The sequence below is a fragment of the Endozoicomonas sp. ISHI1 genome, assembly GCF_024606225.1.
In the GTDB taxonomy this organism is placed as follows: domain Bacteria; phylum Pseudomonadota; class Gammaproteobacteria; order Pseudomonadales; family Endozoicomonadaceae; genus Endozoicomonas_A.
On the sequence record NZ_JAGRPU010000020.1, the window covers coordinates 53,154 to 69,226 of the forward strand.

Annotated in this window: 13 protein-coding genes and 1 pseudogene; 6 read left to right on the plus strand and 8 right to left on the minus strand. The window is 48.5% G+C overall.

Annotated elements, in window-relative coordinates; genetic code table 11:
• The 3 genes and pseudogenes from KBW69_RS13845 to KBW69_RS23820 all read right to left on the minus strand — a co-directional run.
• Complete coding sequence (locus tag KBW69_RS13845; RefSeq protein ID WP_257281222.1) at window positions 1-2,490, minus strand: TcfC E-set like domain-containing protein; 2,490 nt, start codon at window positions 2,488-2,490, stop codon at window positions 1-3.
• A gap of 136 nt (window positions 2,491-2,626) precedes the next feature.
• Window positions 2,627-3,175 carry a hypothetical protein gene (locus KBW69_RS13850; protein ID WP_257281223.1) on the minus strand — a complete coding sequence of 183 codons (549 nt, stop codon included), beginning with the start codon at window positions 3,173-3,175 and terminating at the stop codon, window positions 2,627-2,629.
• A gap of 428 nt (window positions 3,176-3,603) precedes the next feature.
• Window positions 3,604-3,741 (minus strand): annotated as a pseudogene (locus tag KBW69_RS23820) (hypothetical protein); the annotation flags it as partial.
• A gap of 218 nt (window positions 3,742-3,959) precedes the next feature.
• On the opposite strand from KBW69_RS23820, the gene KBW69_RS13855 reads away from it, so the two are divergent.
• Window positions 3,960-4,997, plus strand: a complete 1,038-nt coding sequence (locus KBW69_RS13855; RefSeq protein ID WP_257281224.1) for a hypothetical protein — start codon at window positions 3,960-3,962, stop codon at window positions 4,995-4,997.
• Window positions 4,998-5,485: 488 nt separating this feature from the next.
• Window positions 5,486-5,950 carry a tRNA (uridine(34)/cytosine(34)/5-carboxymethylaminomethyluridine(34)-2'-O)-methyltransferase TrmL gene (gene trmL / locus KBW69_RS13860; protein WP_257281225.1) on the plus strand — a complete coding sequence of 155 codons (465 nt, stop codon included), beginning with the start codon at window positions 5,486-5,488 and terminating at the stop codon, window positions 5,948-5,950.
• 44 nt (window positions 5,951-5,994) lie between these two features.
• Here the strand turns inward: trmL and secB are convergent, their stop codons facing one another.
• From secB to KBW69_RS13875, 3 genes are all read right to left on the minus strand, one after another.
• The gene (gene secB / locus KBW69_RS13865) at window positions 5,995-6,459 is read right to left on the minus strand and encodes a protein-export chaperone SecB (RefSeq protein WP_257281226.1); all 465 of its coding nucleotides are present in this window, start codon (window positions 6,457-6,459) and stop codon (window positions 5,995-5,997) included.
• Window positions 6,460-6,596: 137 nt separating this feature from the next.
• Window positions 6,597-6,848, minus strand: a complete 252-nt coding sequence (grxC, locus tag KBW69_RS13870) for a glutaredoxin 3 (protein WP_257281248.1) — start codon at window positions 6,846-6,848, stop codon at window positions 6,597-6,599.
• A 65-nt stretch (window positions 6,849-6,913) separates the two neighbouring features.
• Window positions 6,914-7,330 (minus strand): rhodanese-like domain-containing protein, encoded by a 417-nt coding sequence (locus tag KBW69_RS13875; RefSeq protein WP_257281227.1) that lies wholly within the window; start codon window positions 7,328-7,330, stop codon window positions 6,914-6,916.
• 449 nt (window positions 7,331-7,779) lie between these two features.
• Here KBW69_RS13875 and gpmI point away from each other — a divergent pair, with 449 nt between their 5' ends.
• Window positions 7,780-9,309, plus strand: a complete 1,530-nt coding sequence (gene gpmI, locus KBW69_RS13880) for a 2,3-bisphosphoglycerate-independent phosphoglycerate mutase (RefSeq protein ID WP_257281228.1) — start codon at window positions 7,780-7,782, stop codon at window positions 9,307-9,309.
• A gap of 65 nt (window positions 9,310-9,374) precedes the next feature.
• Here the strand turns inward: gpmI and KBW69_RS13885 are convergent, their stop codons facing one another.
• Window positions 9,375-9,995 carry an FKBP-type peptidyl-prolyl cis-trans isomerase gene (locus KBW69_RS13885; protein WP_257281229.1) on the minus strand — a complete coding sequence of 207 codons (621 nt, stop codon included), beginning with the start codon at window positions 9,993-9,995 and terminating at the stop codon, window positions 9,375-9,377.
• 237 nt (window positions 9,996-10,232) lie between these two features.
• On the opposite strand from KBW69_RS13885, the gene KBW69_RS13890 reads away from it, so the two are divergent.
• Together KBW69_RS13890 and KBW69_RS13895 are read left to right on the plus strand one after the other, a co-directional pair.
• Window positions 10,233-11,681, plus strand: a complete 1,449-nt coding sequence (locus KBW69_RS13890) for a hypothetical protein (protein ID WP_257281230.1) — start codon at window positions 10,233-10,235, stop codon at window positions 11,679-11,681.
• 304 nt (window positions 11,682-11,985) lie between these two features.
• Complete coding sequence (locus KBW69_RS13895) at window positions 11,986-13,464, plus strand: hypothetical protein (RefSeq protein WP_257281231.1); 1,479 nt, start codon at window positions 11,986-11,988, stop codon at window positions 13,462-13,464.
• 45 nt (window positions 13,465-13,509) lie between these two features.
• Here KBW69_RS13895 and KBW69_RS13900 read toward each other — a convergent pair whose 3' ends face one another.
• Complete coding sequence (locus KBW69_RS13900; protein ID WP_257281232.1) at window positions 13,510-14,538, minus strand: MBL fold metallo-hydrolase; 1,029 nt, start codon at window positions 14,536-14,538, stop codon at window positions 13,510-13,512.
• Window positions 14,539-14,751: 213 nt separating this feature from the next.
• Between KBW69_RS13900 and KBW69_RS13905 the strand changes: the two genes are divergently transcribed.
• A complete protein-coding gene (locus KBW69_RS13905; RefSeq protein ID WP_257281233.1) occupies window positions 14,752-15,900 on the plus strand; it encodes a murein hydrolase activator EnvC in 1,149 nt (382 codons plus the stop codon).
• Window positions 15,901-16,073 lie beyond the last annotated feature (173 nt).

Genomic DNA, 16,073 nt, shown 5'->3' on the forward strand with positions numbered 1-16,073 from the left:
TCAGGAATCGTCCCGTTTGCCGATGGCCAACTGACCTTCCAGCTCGGGAACACAATCAGACTCGGATAGTTCCAGAGTTCCCATTCTTAGTATGTATTGCTCGTCATCCGGTTCAACGGGGACAGTGCATTGCCAACCATTCTCCAGCTCAATCCTCAACTCATTAATATCTGAGCGGGCTTCTATCTGGAACATGCCAATATCATCTGAGCTGGAGGGATAAAGTCCACCGGTAATCCGGGCTCTGCCCAGAGGTTCACCGTTCACCAACAAACGACCAAAGAGCAGTTGCAGGGGTATAGCCTCATAGTCGAGTGTCACGACGTTTCCGGGATACAGAGTGAAACGACGCTCCCGCTCATCAAAACTATACAGGGTATCCCCTGAAGGCGACAAGGTAACGGTATATTGTTCAAAAGGTGTCAGCGGAATCACCGACGGTCTGCCCGCTACAGCATAACCTCTTCTCTGACCATCAATTTTTACATCAAAAACGTCGCCTTCACGTCCATCAAGATTGACCACCAGAGCACTCTCTGCTCTTTGCTCGCCTCCCATGGCCACAACACTGCCATCAGTCAGGAAGCTGGTACTGAAACTGCCGTTATAGTTAGTAATCTGGCCAGCCTCTGTTGAGCTATGGTTAACCGATAATGCTGCCCTGCCAAACCGGTTACCGTACTGCAAAGTGCCGTCGAGCCTGCGTTCGCCACTGCCCGCCTCTGCGGAGACACTGGACGTCAGTTGACCATCATAAAGATCACCATCATCCCAGGAGGCTGACAGCCTCATTTTTTCTGTTCTGTCTCTGACGCCGTTATTGTTTTGAATCTCTGCCCGGGGGTTAACCCGGAAATTCCATCGGTCCTGACGGAATCGCCACTCAAAACTCAGCAGTGCAACGGTGTTACCTTCGGACTCACTCAAACTGAATGTCGCGCTGGTATCGTAATCCAGTGTTCTGAAAACGGTAGCGGTATAACTCACTCCGTGAGTTTCTGTTCTGCCATCGGTATTATTTCTGTTGCTGCTGAACCGGTAATTGGCACTGCCCCTCCAGACAGGTGCAGAAACAGAAAAACTGCCTTGCTCAAAGGCATCACCGATCAGTGCCGGGCGATCTGTGTTTTCTTCTTCACTGTCATCTCTCCAGAGTCGGCGATAACTGCCATTCAAAGAGACGCTACCCAGCCAGGTTCTGCCTGTCAGGGTCATACCATAGCTGCCGTTATCGGCTACCATCACTGACGGTGATAACTCATAACGATACCCCAGGTTAAACAGACCCAGCTCGAGCAATGAAGTATCTAAAGTCGCGGCAGCAGAGAGAGTTCCTGCCATAGTATCGAAAATTCTTCGACTCACACCGGCCCGGGTCAGCCACTGCTCGGTACCTTGAGGCAGAGCGCCATCAAAAACCGATGTCATCACACGCCCTGTCTCAGCAAAAAGCAGCCATTCACCTTCGGGGGGGATTTGATACTGTTTGGAAAAGAAACGAGTTTCCTGAGACTGCAAGTTACCCTGCTCATCCAGAATCCTGATTTCTATGTCGTAGGCGCCGCTGGGAAAGTTAGTGGTATCCAGAGCCTGAAGACCGGCTTCATGGAAATAAGACGCTATCAGTCGCCCATCTTTTCTGATTTCAACCCTGCCCCTGAGGGGCATAAAGATTTCAACCGGCATACCGCCACTGAAGTCGGTGTCGTTTCGGGTGTTATTCGAACTTTGAAAGCGAGCACCCACAAGAGGCTGATCGGACGTAAAGTTCAGGCCAAACCCCTGACTTGAGAGCAAGCCAAGATTGTATTCAAAGCCTTCATACTCCCTCTGACCATAAAGCTGATTGACCGAGAACTGTTGAGACTTTGAATAGTCCCAACTCCACAAGACACTGTTTTCATAATAAGACAACAGTGTCAGACCATTCAAAGTGTAATCACTGCCATTAGTGTCTTGCGATGTACCCGTGGCCGCTGCCGAAAAGTTCTGCATCATGGCAAAGCCTGCATCGGAAGGCGGCAGATATTTTCTGACATCGGCAGCTCTGGTCAACAAGAAGCGGGGATTCACAAACACATCGACCCGGAATCGGGATTCATCAAAAATCACACCGGCAATGGGAGGATTAAGAACACCACAATCTCTGGTGACATTGGGCGGACAGATCGCCTCGGCATGGGTATTCAACTCGCCCGACAAAGCCGTCGTCAAAAAAGCGGGATCATTCACCGAACCAATAAGGCGAACCACTTCATTAACGTTGGAAAGGGTGATTTTACCGGGTTGGAAGGTGGCCAGCTGGGAAGTTAAAAAGCGGTTACCGTAATAGATATCCACCAGCGACTGCTGGGGCTCACTGAGCGTTTCAAAACCTTCAGGGACTTTATTCTGCGCAAGGAAAAGGGACTGACTGGCCATAGCTTTCGAGAAAACAAAAACCATGGGCAATGCAATACATAAAATGTCAATGCATTTCCACCTAGTCATGGCCCGGAGAAATCCTTTTTGTTACTGCTCTGGTTCTTTTACCGTGGGTTTGCTTGGGCTGTCACCCACGGCTATTTTTATATTTATAGGAGGGTCAGCGAAGACATCGAAATCGACTACGCTGACTTGTTTGAGATTAAATTGCAGTTACGGTAAGCGTTACACGATCACTGTATGCACCGGGGTCAGCTACAGTAGAAGTATCAACATTTACTGTAACTGTTACGTTCTCACCAAATGCTGAACAAACAGTATTATTATCTACAACACCGCTTCCCGTTGCGGGAAAGTTTTTAGTAGAAACCTCACCACTACCTAAGTTGCTTTCTCCCCAAGTCGCAGGAGAACTACCACTTATTTCATCAAGCGCAAGTGTATAGGGAAGAGCAGAACCTCCACCAGAAGTCAGACTAAAGTCTCCACTTGCGGAGCTTACTTCAAACCTAGCGAAGTCGGTGTTGCTGTACACACAGAAATTATATGACTCAGTGCTTTCGCCTGAATCAAGATTAATATCTTGAAGACCGAACACTCTGGATTGGGCGTTATTGTATAAATTAATATCAAAGTTGCCTGTAGACCCAGTTGAGTCTGTACCAAGCTCTCCATCTTGCGCAGCCTGAAGCCCAACAGAGGCCAGCCCTGCAGACAGTGCTATAGCCACAGCTACTTTTTTAAATTCCATCACTTTCTCCAATATTCAGAACTAGTCCGTTGTCTATTTTTCTAAGCTTCAGGTGTTTTCCTACACCCTGATCTCGAAGCCATTTTTCACACTTCTTTCGGAACAACAAAGCAGACATGGAGAATGATAAAAAGAATTAAACAACCACTGTCTTTTTATTATTCTTATGACTGACTTTTCCTGAAACCGATACTTCATACTCTGGACACAATCGTCAGCTCAGAGCTGATGACTGCACCTATTTTTCGAACAGGTTAACATAAACAATTGCTCACAAAAACACCTATGAAAGATATATTGATCCATGTCAACATCTCATATTTAAAGATTTTGAAAACAAGTACTTCCCGCGCCAATGTAAGCGGATTCATCAATATAAGTTTATATATTAAACTTTTGAGCAGACTTTTTTAGATAGACATTTGTTTTCAGGTCGTCAATGTGATCGCAACTACCCGACACCCCCCCCTCCCGTTTAATTCATCAAGCAAACGATCCATATCAAAGTCGTTTACAATCGGGCTGTTACGACCGGCTTCTATTTTGTCCCTCAGTGCCTGTAATCTGGCTTCGTATTCCTGTTCTTCTTTTTCAGTTACCGATGTTGTTCTAGCTCCGCACCATTTGTGTTAATAATTAACGCAAAGTACTACATTCTGGCGATTCTGCTTTTATTCTTTTGTTGAGCGGTACGCATAGGAGATGAGCGCAAACACACTATAAAATGAACTTTTTACCGGCGAGGGAATCAGAATAAATATGATTTATTTAAAGGGAGTTGATAATGGACCCACTAACCAGCAACACACAGCAACCACCGGGCCTGAGTACTGTCTCACCTGATAATAAACCCTCTGCTAACATTGAATCGTCAAAGTACCTTCCTGACGCCAGTCACGCAGAAACAGGCAGCCAAACATCACTTGCAAGCCGAAAAACAGAGCTGCCTCCTGAACCCCCTTTGAAGGGTACTCCTTTACTTTTGTACGTAAGTAAGTTTGCTAAAGACAATATGCTTCTTCCTGCTGTATTGAATACACCTGCGACTTCCTCCCTACTCCGGCCGCTGGTTCAGTCACAGCAAACCGGTCAGCTGCCTAAGTTGTCGGCGGCTTTATCTTCGGCCGGCTGGACGCCAGCCATTGCCCGCACTGTGACTCGTTATGTGATGGCTGATACGGTTCGAACAGTATCTGCCCAATTGCTTTATGGCGTGTCTTCTACAATGGAGCTGCCCGAAGACGCCCAGGGTAAAGCTAATTTTGCAGTCAACGGCACCACTGCCACACTAATAACAGTCGCCAGCCAGCCTTTTGCAGCGATGCAAATTAAACAGCAGATGAGAGATCGCAGTGTAAAAAAAGCTCAGGGCTCTAAAACTATTCTGCAACAGGGTTTCAAAAGATCGCTAACATCGCCTTTTCGAGGCGTTACAAGCAATTGTTTTTCCGCTCTGCTGATGTTTTCGATGGATTCAATGGACAGGCAGCAGGTAAAACGACGGGATGAAGGGAAGCTGAGTGATTTTGAAATGAAGGCAACACAGTTTGGTGTGGGTGCAACGGTAGGTTTTATCAACAATATCCTCAAGACCCACGCCAATGGCCGGATACTGGGCAAAACCCATCAGGAGGTTTTCAGACAACTGTCAGCCACTGCCGCTAAAAACCCTAAGGTTTTTGCTGCCCAGTTAGCCTATGCAACTGCCATGGGAGGTGTCTTCAATCTGATGTGGAGCGGTACTCTTCAGGCAATGGCTGCTACCCATGAAAAGGTTGCTGAATATTATGCTTCGAAAGATGAAACAGTTCCTCCGGGTTGAGCTGGGATGAATTGAGCATACATTTTTTCGAATACGCCAGAAATGCAACACTTATCAAGATAACCTGTAAAACCCCTGAAAAAATAGTATTATTCCGACAGATTTATAAGGGCAAGAAATTTTCTTTCGGCCCTGACCAGCTTTACTACTATTAATTGTGTGGCTTCCAAGGCAGAGCAGTATTCGAAGCGTGTATCAGCAAACCCTCAGGGAATTTAAAGAGGCTTCTGAAGATGAATCTGTCACCCTACGACCAATGTCGCTGCGATGAAAAGCAATGTAGCATCGGACGCACCTGCAACCTTGTTGCTCTCTTGTTAACCATGGTTCTGATCTCAGGACTGGCTCAGGCTTCTGTCTGAAAGGTTAACAAACGTTTCTGTATCCATCGCCTTTGAAGATGTAGTGATGGGTATAGATTCACTGACAGTCATCGCGCGAATAGCCTTATAATTCACCCTCGATGTACTGAATCAGTTCCCGCCAATATGCTTGATATCGTTCTATACCAGCCGGAAATCCCTCCCAATACGGGGAATATTATCCGACTCTGTGCCAATACAGGCTTTCGCCTGCATCTGATCAGGCCTCTGGGATTCGATCTTGATGATCAACGCCTGAAACGGGCCGGGCTGGATTACCATGAATACGCCAATTTGCAGATTCATGATCACTATCAGGACTTTCTTCGGACAGTGAAACCCACAAGGGTGTTGGCTTTGAGCACCAAAGGCACCACTCGCTATTCGGAACATGCCTTTGAGCCCGGAGACGCTTTGATGTTCGGACCGGAAACCAGAGGCTTGCCAATCGACATTTTGAATAGTCTGCCAAAGGATCAGGTACTGCGCTTACCAATGCTGCCCGAAAGCAGAAGCCTGAACTTATCCAATACCGTAGCCGTTATGGTCTACGAGGCCTGGAAGCAGCTGGAATTTCCCGGAGGGGAGTGAGAGAAGAGTGTGCCGGTCAGTGTCCGGCACTGTTCAGTTCACTATCAGTTAACAGTAGCGTCCTGCTGTTCACGCGCCTGCAGATACAGGGCGTCGAAGTTGACAGGCGCCAGCATCAGCGGAGGGAAGCTGCCACGCAGAACCAGGTTATCTATGGCTTCACGAGCGTATGGGAACAGAATGTTCGGGCAGAAAGCACCCAGCGTACGGTGCAGTTCATCATCACTCAGCCCCTTGACCAGGAAAACGCCCGCCTGCTGAACTTCAGCCAGGAATGCGGTCTCTTTCTCTTCTTCAGTGCCATTCTGAACAGTAATGGTCAGAGACAGTACGACTTCATACATATCATCGTGCAGCAGACGGTTAGTGGTGTTCAGGTCCAGCTTAACTTCCGGCTGCCACTGCGCCTGAAACATTTCCGGAGACTTTGGCGACTCAAAGGACAGATCCTTTACGTAGATTCGCTGCAGCGCAAACTGCGCCTGGTCTTGCTGCTGATTCTCAGCCATTATCATTTCCTTAAAACGTCGGTTCTAAATTCACTTCCCACTTATAATGGGGATAAAAATACCAGTATCAAGTGAGGTTACTAGCAACTCTCAAAAACAGGCTCGCTCCTCAGAAGGTTGAGGAAACGGATCTGTTTTTATCTCAGCAGGTCGTCCAGTTTCCCGGCAGATTCCAGAGCATACAGATCATCACAACCACCTACATGGGTGTCTCCAATCCATATCTGGGGGACGGTGCGCGCACCTGCTTTGAGCGTCATTTCCTGACGAACATCGGGCTTGCCGTCGACGCTGATAGTTTGGTAGCTGACCCCTTTGCTGTCCAGTAGCCTGAGCGCCTGATGGCAAAATGGGCAATAAGCAGAAATATAAAGGGTAACCGGAGCCATTTTTATTCCAGGAATGCTGGCCATGATGCACTCGCCCTCCGGGGAGAGCATCATGGCCTGTTACTTTACTTTTTAACCAGAGGCAGGCTGTCTGCCGTCCAGGTGCCAATTCCACCCTTCAGTCGAACAACCTGCTCAAACCCGGCGTCTTTTAACTGCTTGCCAACGGAGCCACTGTGCTGGCCCATGGCGTCTACGATAACAATCGGCTTGTCTTTGTGTTTGTTCAGCTCACCGATTCGCTCAGCGACTTTGCCAAAAGGCATGCTCATGGCATCAACGATGTGGCCTTTACTAAAATCGGCTTTTTCCCTGACGTCGAGTACTATAGCTCCTTGCTGGTTAATCAGCTGAGTCACTTCCTGAGAACCGACACTCTGACCACCTTTGCGCATCTCGGTAAAGAGCAGCACACACAACAGAGCTGCCAGAGAACCCACCAGCAGAGGGTGGTTACCTATAAATTCAATAATCTGTTCCATACCGAACCAGTACTAATATATGCCTTAACGAGGGGAAAACAGCTTAGCCTCTCACCATTGATGGTGAAAATCGCACCCATTTTCGTGATTAATTGTCGTAATTAATTGCCGTAGGGCGACAAGTATACATTCTGCTAAATAGAGTTACGACTGTGTGCGCTAAAAGAACACGGTAGTGAGCATCAGTGCCGTGGGGCATCAATCAGCATCTTACAATAGAGGAAATCAGGCTTTGACACCAACATCTGTTCTATCCTGCAAATAGTTGATTTCTATCACTCTGTCTCTGGAAACGAGCTGTAAAGCAGGTAGAATTCAAGGCCTTCACCTCTCAAAACAGCCCTGAGCCAAAGATGCTGCTCAATCCGGTTTCTGAGAATAGCTGCAATGTCTCTGAGAGCAGTATTTCAAAGACACTGCTTTTGGCCAATATGCCCAAGGTTTGATCCATGACTGACAAGCGCACCACCACCGCCCTGATCATCCTCGATGGTTACGGTTACCGAAAAGAATCTGACTCCAACGCTATACTGGCTGCCAATACGCCCGTCATGGATCGTCTCCGGAAGGAACATCCTTTCAGTTTTGTCTCAGGCTCCGGCATGGATGTGGGCCTGCCCGATGGCCAGATGGGTAACAGTGAAGTCGGTCACATGAACCTCGGTGCCGGTCGAGTGGTCTACCAGGACTTTACCCGCATCACAAAATCCATTGAGGACGGTGACTTCTTCGAGAACAAAGCGTTTACCGACACTATCGACAAAGCCGTCTCAACGGGAAAAGCGGTCCATATCATGGGGCTGATGTCTCCCGGCGGTGTTCACAGCCATGAAGATCATATCAATGCCATGGTGGCACTGGCTGCCAAGCGTGGCGCTAAAGAAGTGTATGTTCACGCATTTCTGGATGGCCGTGATACACCGCCACGCAGCGCCGAAACGTCTCTGGCAAAAACCGACGCGATTCTGAAAGAAAAAGGTATTGGCAGAGTCGCCAGCCTGATCGGTCGTTACTACGCTATGGATCGTGATAACCGCTGGGAACGGGTGCAGCAGGCCTATGACCTGATGACTCTCGGCAAAGCAGAGTTTTCTGCCAAAACCGCTGTAGAAGGCCTGCACGCGGCTTATGAGCGTGATGAGAATGACGAATTTGTAAAAGCCACTACCCTGGGTGAAAGTCCTGCCACCATTAATGACGGTGATGCGGTTCTGTTCATGAATTTCCGTGCAGACAGAGCCCGTGAAATCACCCGTGCCTTTGTAGAAAAAGAGTTTGACGGTTTCCGACGTACCAAACAACCGGTCATGGCCGGATTTGTCATGTTGACTCAATACGCTGCCAGCATCGACACAATATGTGCCTATCCACCTTTCGAGCTGCCTAATACTCTGGGTGAATACATGGAAAAGCTGGGTAAAACACAGCTGCGTATCGCCGAGACTGAAAAGTATGCCCACGTCACCTTCTTCTTCAGTGGCGGCCGTGAGGAGCCCTATCAAGGAGAAGAAAGAATTCTGGTTCCATCACCCAAAGTAGCCACCTATGACCTTAAGCCTGAAATGAGCGCTCCGGAAGTGACTGACAAGCTGGTCGCTGAGATCAAGAGCGGCAAGCACGACCTGATTGTCTGCAACTACGCTAACTGCGACATGGTGGGTCATACCGGTGTATTTGATGCAGCTGTGAAAGCCGTGGAAGCGGTCGATCAATCCATTGGCAGAGTGATTGAAGCCCTGGATGAAACCGGTGGTCAGTGTCTGATTACCGCCGATCACGGTAACGCTGAGCAGATGGTTAACCCCAAAACCGGGCAGGCTCACACAGCTCATACTTGCGAGCTGGTTCCCCTCGTTTACTTTGGTCCCAAAGCCATTGAGCTGAAAGACGGTATTCTGTCTGATCTGGCTCCCACCCTGCTGGATCTGATGGGTCTCGAACAGCCTGAAGAGATGACCGGTAAGTCTCTGGCAGGCTGATGCTTTCAGAGCATTGGAAAACAGAACAGGACTGGAAGCAGGACGCTACCAGTCCGGGACTGCTATCAGGAAATTGCCAGCAGCTCTACTTCAAAAACCAGAGTGGCGTATGGGCCAATAGCGCCACCCGCGCCCTGGGCACCGTAGGCCAGGTTGTATGGAATAAACAGCTTCCACTTGGAGCCAACGGTCATGAGCTGCAGGGCTTCTGTCCAGCCGGCAATAACGCCGTTAACAGCGAATTCGATAGGCTGACCACGATCCACAGAGCTGTCAAACACAGAACCGTTGAGCAGGGTACCATGGTAGTGAGTGCGAACGGTGGCGTTGGGTCCTGGTTTTTCGCCATTCTCATCACCTGCTACCAGTACTTCATACTGCAGACCTGACTCGGTGACAGTCACTTCATCACGTTTGGCATTTTCAGCCAGAAACTTTTCACCCTCAGCAGACAACTCTTTAGCTTTATCAGCTTCCTGAGCCTGAATGCGCTGGTGCATTTCGTTGAACGCTTCCTGCAAAGCGGAATGCTCAACAGCACTTGGAGCCCCGTTCAGGGAGTCAGCCAGACCGGCCAGAACGGCATCAATGGACAGGCCTTCAATAGGGTTGCTGGCCAGCTGGTCGCCCATTTGACGACCAATTCCATAGCTTACGCGCTCTTCGACACTTTTATATTCAGACATTCAATTATTCACTTTGGGTGAAACTGGTGTAAGCGATTCACATCGCTCAAGGTGACGCCAAAAGCCTGCCTTTTCAGTATTCTCATGGCGAAAGAAGGCCATTGTACCACGAACCTGCCCGACTTCAGACTTAAAACCATAAGTGTTGATAAAACAAGAATGTCGACCGGAAAGGAACTAAAAGCCTGAAACTCCTGTCTAAAATTTGAGTCTTTATGAATTTATAAGGAGTAATTCATGATTATCAGAAAAGTACCCATTTTGTTCGTAGCCCTGTTTACGATAAGCTTCAGTGCCATTCTCCAGGCTCAGGAAGAGCTGGTCTATGTACTCTGGAGCTTGAACTCCCGAGCAGAAATGTATCTGGTTCAGCGTCTGGACAATGACAAACCCAGGGTTCTGGTCTCGATCAAGCGGGACATGAGCATTGACGAGGCTTATCTGGACCATTCCGGAAACATTGCTTCCAAACGAACCCGCAATGTTGTCAAGGCCGGTGGTTATGACCCCTCCCTGAACGCTGCGGCCGTGGCCAGAAAAATGTCCCGGGAAATGCTTGAAGAGCAAAAGCCGGTATTGGCTCAAAGGGGTATAGATCCAGCAAAAACATCCGCTTCATTCCTCTATGCAGTAGCAGGCTTTGATGCCGCCACAGCCAAAGAAGGCGATGAATTGTACATCTTCTTTGACCCGCAGGATGTTATCGACATTCAGAAGCAGGCAGAGACAGCCATTAAAGAGACGTTTCAAAGCGGCGGGATAGCTCTGACTGAAATACAGACTACCCGGGATACCGTCCTGATCGGGGAAGCCATGAAACTGATGCAAGCAGAAGATGAGCTGTTCGTTTTTAAAACCACCTACGATCTGGTGTGCTCCGTGGAACATGGCGAATTAAAAACCGTTGATATGAAAATGCGTTATAAAGATAAAAAGGCGCTTCACGCTGGTAACCTTGACATGCCAATGATTATTCCCAGGCCCAGGCCACCCAAACCACCCAAATCCATTCCCAGTGGTAGCGTTCACAGCATCGGAGCCTTCGCCAGTGATCAATTTTTTTCCAATTTCGAAACAGATTGCAGAGACACATTAGAGAGATGTCAGGCAAAGCTGGCACGATGGGAAGAATACAAGTCCAACCACCAGTTTCAGGAGGTTGCTTTAGACTCATCTGCTTGTCTTGAAGGAACAAAGACCTGTCTGTCAGAGCTGAAAATGAATGCACAAAAGATCCCTGCCCATCTCTATCTGAAACAACACATTGACCCGGAGGCATCACCCAGAGAGTTCTTTGACCGCTATTCCCAGCGCAAGAGAAAAAACGAGCTGGGCCATAGAATCCTGTTACTCAGACTGCAGGACTCACAGGCACCAGCAGCTCTTAAAGATTGGTATGTTGGCCACATGAAAGCCACCATGCAACCTACTCTGGACGAGGTGCAGGAACGTGCTGCAAGCCTGATTGCCAAAGCGGCAGAAAAGGGTAAACCCAATCCGCCCAATGTTTACTTTCTGGGAGAGTACGCCGAAATCATTGAGATTGACTTTGTGAGTACCTTGTTCCGGGAGCGCTTTAAAGAGTGGGGGCTGACCTACTCCTACATCAACAAACAAGAGACCGATCAATTAGTAGCCGCTGGAGCTTTGAAGGCGATGGACTCACTCCGCCAGTCTCATCACTGAGCTCAATAAGCAGGAGAGGTGCCATGTCCATGCAGCTCTCCGGCATTATTCCACAGGCGACTGTTCTCGATAACAGCCACTGATGTGAGTGACGATGACATGACACACTCCACCTTTTTCAGCCGCCTCACCCACCATTCTGGCTGTACTATGCATAAATTGAGGTCCAACTTTTTCCAGAACAGGCTCCGTAAAAGTAGCTTTATGCTGTTGATAAAACAGACTTATTGACAAAAAAGGAACCCACACACTGAAAGTCCAGTCTAAGATTACTGTCCTTATCAGCAGTCAAGAGCGAACCGTGATGTTCAGAAAAGCAGTTCTCCTGTTTGTGGTCCTGTCTTCGATAAGCTTCAGTGCCATCCTTCAGGCTCAGGAAGAGCTGGTTTATGTACTCTGGAGCCTCAACTCCCGAGCAGAGATGTATCTGGTTCTTCGTCCGGGCAATGATAAGCCCGGAGTGCTTCTGGCCTCGATCAGGCGGGACATGAGCATCGACGAAGCTTATCTGGACCATGTTGGGAACATTGCTTCCAAAAGAACCCACACAGCCATGAAGAGCGACGATTATGACCCCTCCCGAAACACTGCGGCTGTAGCCAGAAAAATGTCCCGGGAAATGCTTGAAGAGCAGAAGCTGATACTGGCCCAAAGGGGTATAGATCCAGCAAAAACATCCGCTTCATTCCTCTATGCAGCAGCTGGCTTTGATGCCACCAGGGCCAAAGAAGGCGATAAACTTTACACTTACTATGCCCCACAGGATGTTATCGACATTCAGAAACAGGCAGAAACAGCCATAAAAGAAACCTTTCAACAGGGCGGGATAACTTTGGCTGAAATACTGACTACCCGGGATACCGTCCTGATCGGGGAAGCGATGAAATTGATGCAAGCAGAAGATGAGCTGTTTGTCCTTAAAACCACCTACGATCTGGTGTGTTCTATGGAACAGGGCGAGTTAAAAACCGTTGATATGAAAATGCCTTATGGTGATGACAAGAGGAAAATGCCTTATGTTGATGACAATAGGCTTCCCAATACTGACATTCCTGGCAGCGTCCAGCCCCTTATCCTCATCCAACCGAGACCCGTTAAGAAGCTTCCCAGTGGTAGCGTTTACAGCATCGGAGCCTCCGCCAGTGAACAGTTTTTTACCCTTTTCGAAACAAATTGCACAGACATCATAGAGAGATGTGACGTAACGCTTGCACGATCGGAAAAATATATGTCTGACCATGAGTATAAGGAGCTTGCTTCAGACGCATCTTCTTGCCTTGCCGATGCAAAGTCCTGTCTGGCAGAAGTGAAACTTGAGGCAGGAAAGCTCGCTGCCCTCATTTATCTGAAGAAACACATCGATCCAACAACCTCGGACCAAGAGTTCGTTAACCGCTACGCCCAAGGCAAGAGAATAAACCAGCTGGGCCATAGAATCTTGTTACTCAGACTGCAGGATTCATATCAGGCACCGGCAATTCTCAAAGATTGGTATATTGGCCACATGAAAGCCACCATGCAACCCACTCTGGACGAGATACAAAAACGTGCCGCAGGCCTGATCGCCAAAGCGGCAAAAAAGGGAAAATCCAATCCGCCCCATGTTTACTTTCTGGGGGAGTACGCCGAAATCAACGGGATTGATTTTGTCAATGCCTTGTTCAGAAAGCACCTGCAAGAGTGGGGGCTGACTTACTCCATCATCAATAAAGTGCAAACTTCTCAATTGCTAGTAGCTGGAGCTCTGGAGACGCTGGACTCACTCCGCCAGTCTCATCACTGAGCTCAATAAGCAGGAGAGGTGCCATGTCCATGCATTTCTCCAGCATTATTCCATTCGAGTCAGTTTTCTATCCCTGTCCAGAGCCCAGCAACCGAAATCTTCAGCCAGCTCAACCTGCCCTCTGAAAACCGACTGAGCTTCGCTTCTGAGCGCTTCAACCGATAAGGCAAAATCAGACGACTGTTTTCGATAACGGCCACTAATGTGAGTGAGGATGACATGACTCACTCCACCTTTTTCAGCCGCCTCACCCACCATTCTGGCTGTACTGTGCATATATTGGGGGCCGACTTTTTCCAGAACAGGCTCCGTAAAAGTGGCTTCATGCACTAAAACATCAACACCTTTCATGGCATCTATCAGGAGATCAGGCTGGTCATTATCACCACCAATAATCGCCACCCTGCCTGACCGGAGCGGCTGTCTGACATCTTGAGGATGAACAATACTACCATCTGGTAAGGTGACACTATTGCCACTCTGCAACTCACCCCAAAGGGGCCCCCTTGGCACGTTCAACGCTTCCAGTTTGTCTTGATCCATTGATTGCGTAACAGGCCGCTCCGCAAAGCGATAGGCATAGCTGGGAACGCGATGGGACAGTTCATGGGACGTCACTTTAAAGTGCTGATCCTGAAAGTGAAAGTCCGCTTGATCACTGCGAATAAAATTCAGCTCAAAAGGCATATTACAAACGGCAGCACACTTGAGAGAGTGCCTGACAAAACTCTCTACACCTTCCGGTGCACAAATCGTTAAAGGGTCTTTCCTGCCTTGCATGCTGGCACTGGTGATCAAGCCTGGCAGTCCAAAGATATGGTCACCATGAACATGAGTAATGAAAATACCTGCCAGGCCGGACAGCGTGTAACGGTTCCTGGTTCCCCGATGGCTCTCCATCCGCTGAGAGCTCTCCATCTGCTGAGGGCTCTTCGCCAAAAGTCGCTGCTGAGTTCCTTCACCACAATCGACCAAATACCAGTCTCGACTTTCATCCAGAGCCAGAGCCATTGCGGTCACATTTCTTTCTGCGGTAGGAGAACCTGCCGAGGTTCCCAGAAAAGTAAATTTCATAAAGTTGTCGTTTACCTGCACAGTTTTCCCCCAAAGGGTTCTGCTGTTTTTCTGCTTTTAAAACAGCATAACACGTTACAGGGAACGGAAAATAAATCGGATGCGACCTGAATATAAGTCTCCATCAGTTACTTAATGCCATTTAGGTATGTGAAAGCCTGATTATTCAAGGCATACTGGAACCTCCATCAAAAAAATCAATGGCGCTTGAGTATGAGAATCACGGCTGTAACCCTGATGTTCGCCGTAACCCTGACTCTGTTCAATTTTATGAACAGCAAAACGGCCCACGCAGAATCCGTGGAACAAGAAACTCCCCAGGCTCAGCTGGAGGCGATCAACGTAGACATTGAACATCTGAGAAAACTGCTGGAGAAGCTCAACAAAGAACGCTCATCTGCCGAGAGGCATTTGCAATCCACCGAAACAGAAATGAGCCAGCTGCAAAACTCTATTCGTAAAATAGAACAAGCGCTTGAACAGGGAAAAGCCGACGTAAAAAAGCTTCAAAGCCGTCAGCAGGCGCTGACGGCGCAGAAAAATAACGAAAAGAGTCGCATCGCCAACAGTGTGCGATCCGTTTATCTTGCCAGCCGGGATAACCGGCTGAAGTTACTCTTGAATCAGGAAGATCCGGAAGCAGTATCCAGACACCTGACCTACCTGAGGCATCTCCAGAAAGCTCAGCTGGAAGCTATCGAAGCCTTTGAGAAAACGCTGGTCGATATAGAAGACAACAGGCAACAACAGCAGGCTCTGAATGACAGACTCGAAGGGCAGCAAGCGGACCTTACCCAAAAACAGGACCGTTTGATTAAATCCAGAAGTGACCGGAAACAATTAATCTCTACAATCAACCGTCAATTCAACAGCAATGACCGGGAACTGGACGCCCTCAATCAACAAAAGCAACAGCTGCAAGCGGTATTGGCCCGGCTCGCCGCCAGAAAACCAGCCAGTTCCCCCATCCAACAGTCCAAGGGAAAACTGCCCTGGCCGGTCAAGGGTCGGGTTGTGTATGGTTTCAACCAGCAGCGGCCAGATACCCGAATTCGCTGGCAGGGGGTTCTTATCTCGGTAAAAGCCGGAACCAAAGTCAACGCCATCCATGACGGGACTGTCATTTTTTCTAACTGGCTGAGAGGTTACGGTCAACTCATCATTGTCGACCATGGCAATAACTACCTGTCACTTTACGCACACAACCAATGGTTACTTAAGAAAGAAGGTGATTCTGTTCTGGCCGGAGAAGAGCTGGCACTCAGCGGTCAATCCGGAGGACAGAACGAGCCCGGGGTCTATCTGGAAATCCGACACAACGGTAAGCCCCAGAACCCGGTTCCATGGTTATCAAAATCTTAAGAGAGATCGTAAAACATCGTCCGATAAAAGATTGCAGAAACGATCGGGTGAACCGATAAAACAGAAGGCATCAGGTTTTCTTATCCCCTATTTTTCCGCCGAAACCTGAAGTGGTGACAGACAAAACAACAGCGCAGTCTGTTAAATAAAGCTGCCTATACTTCAATACCGGA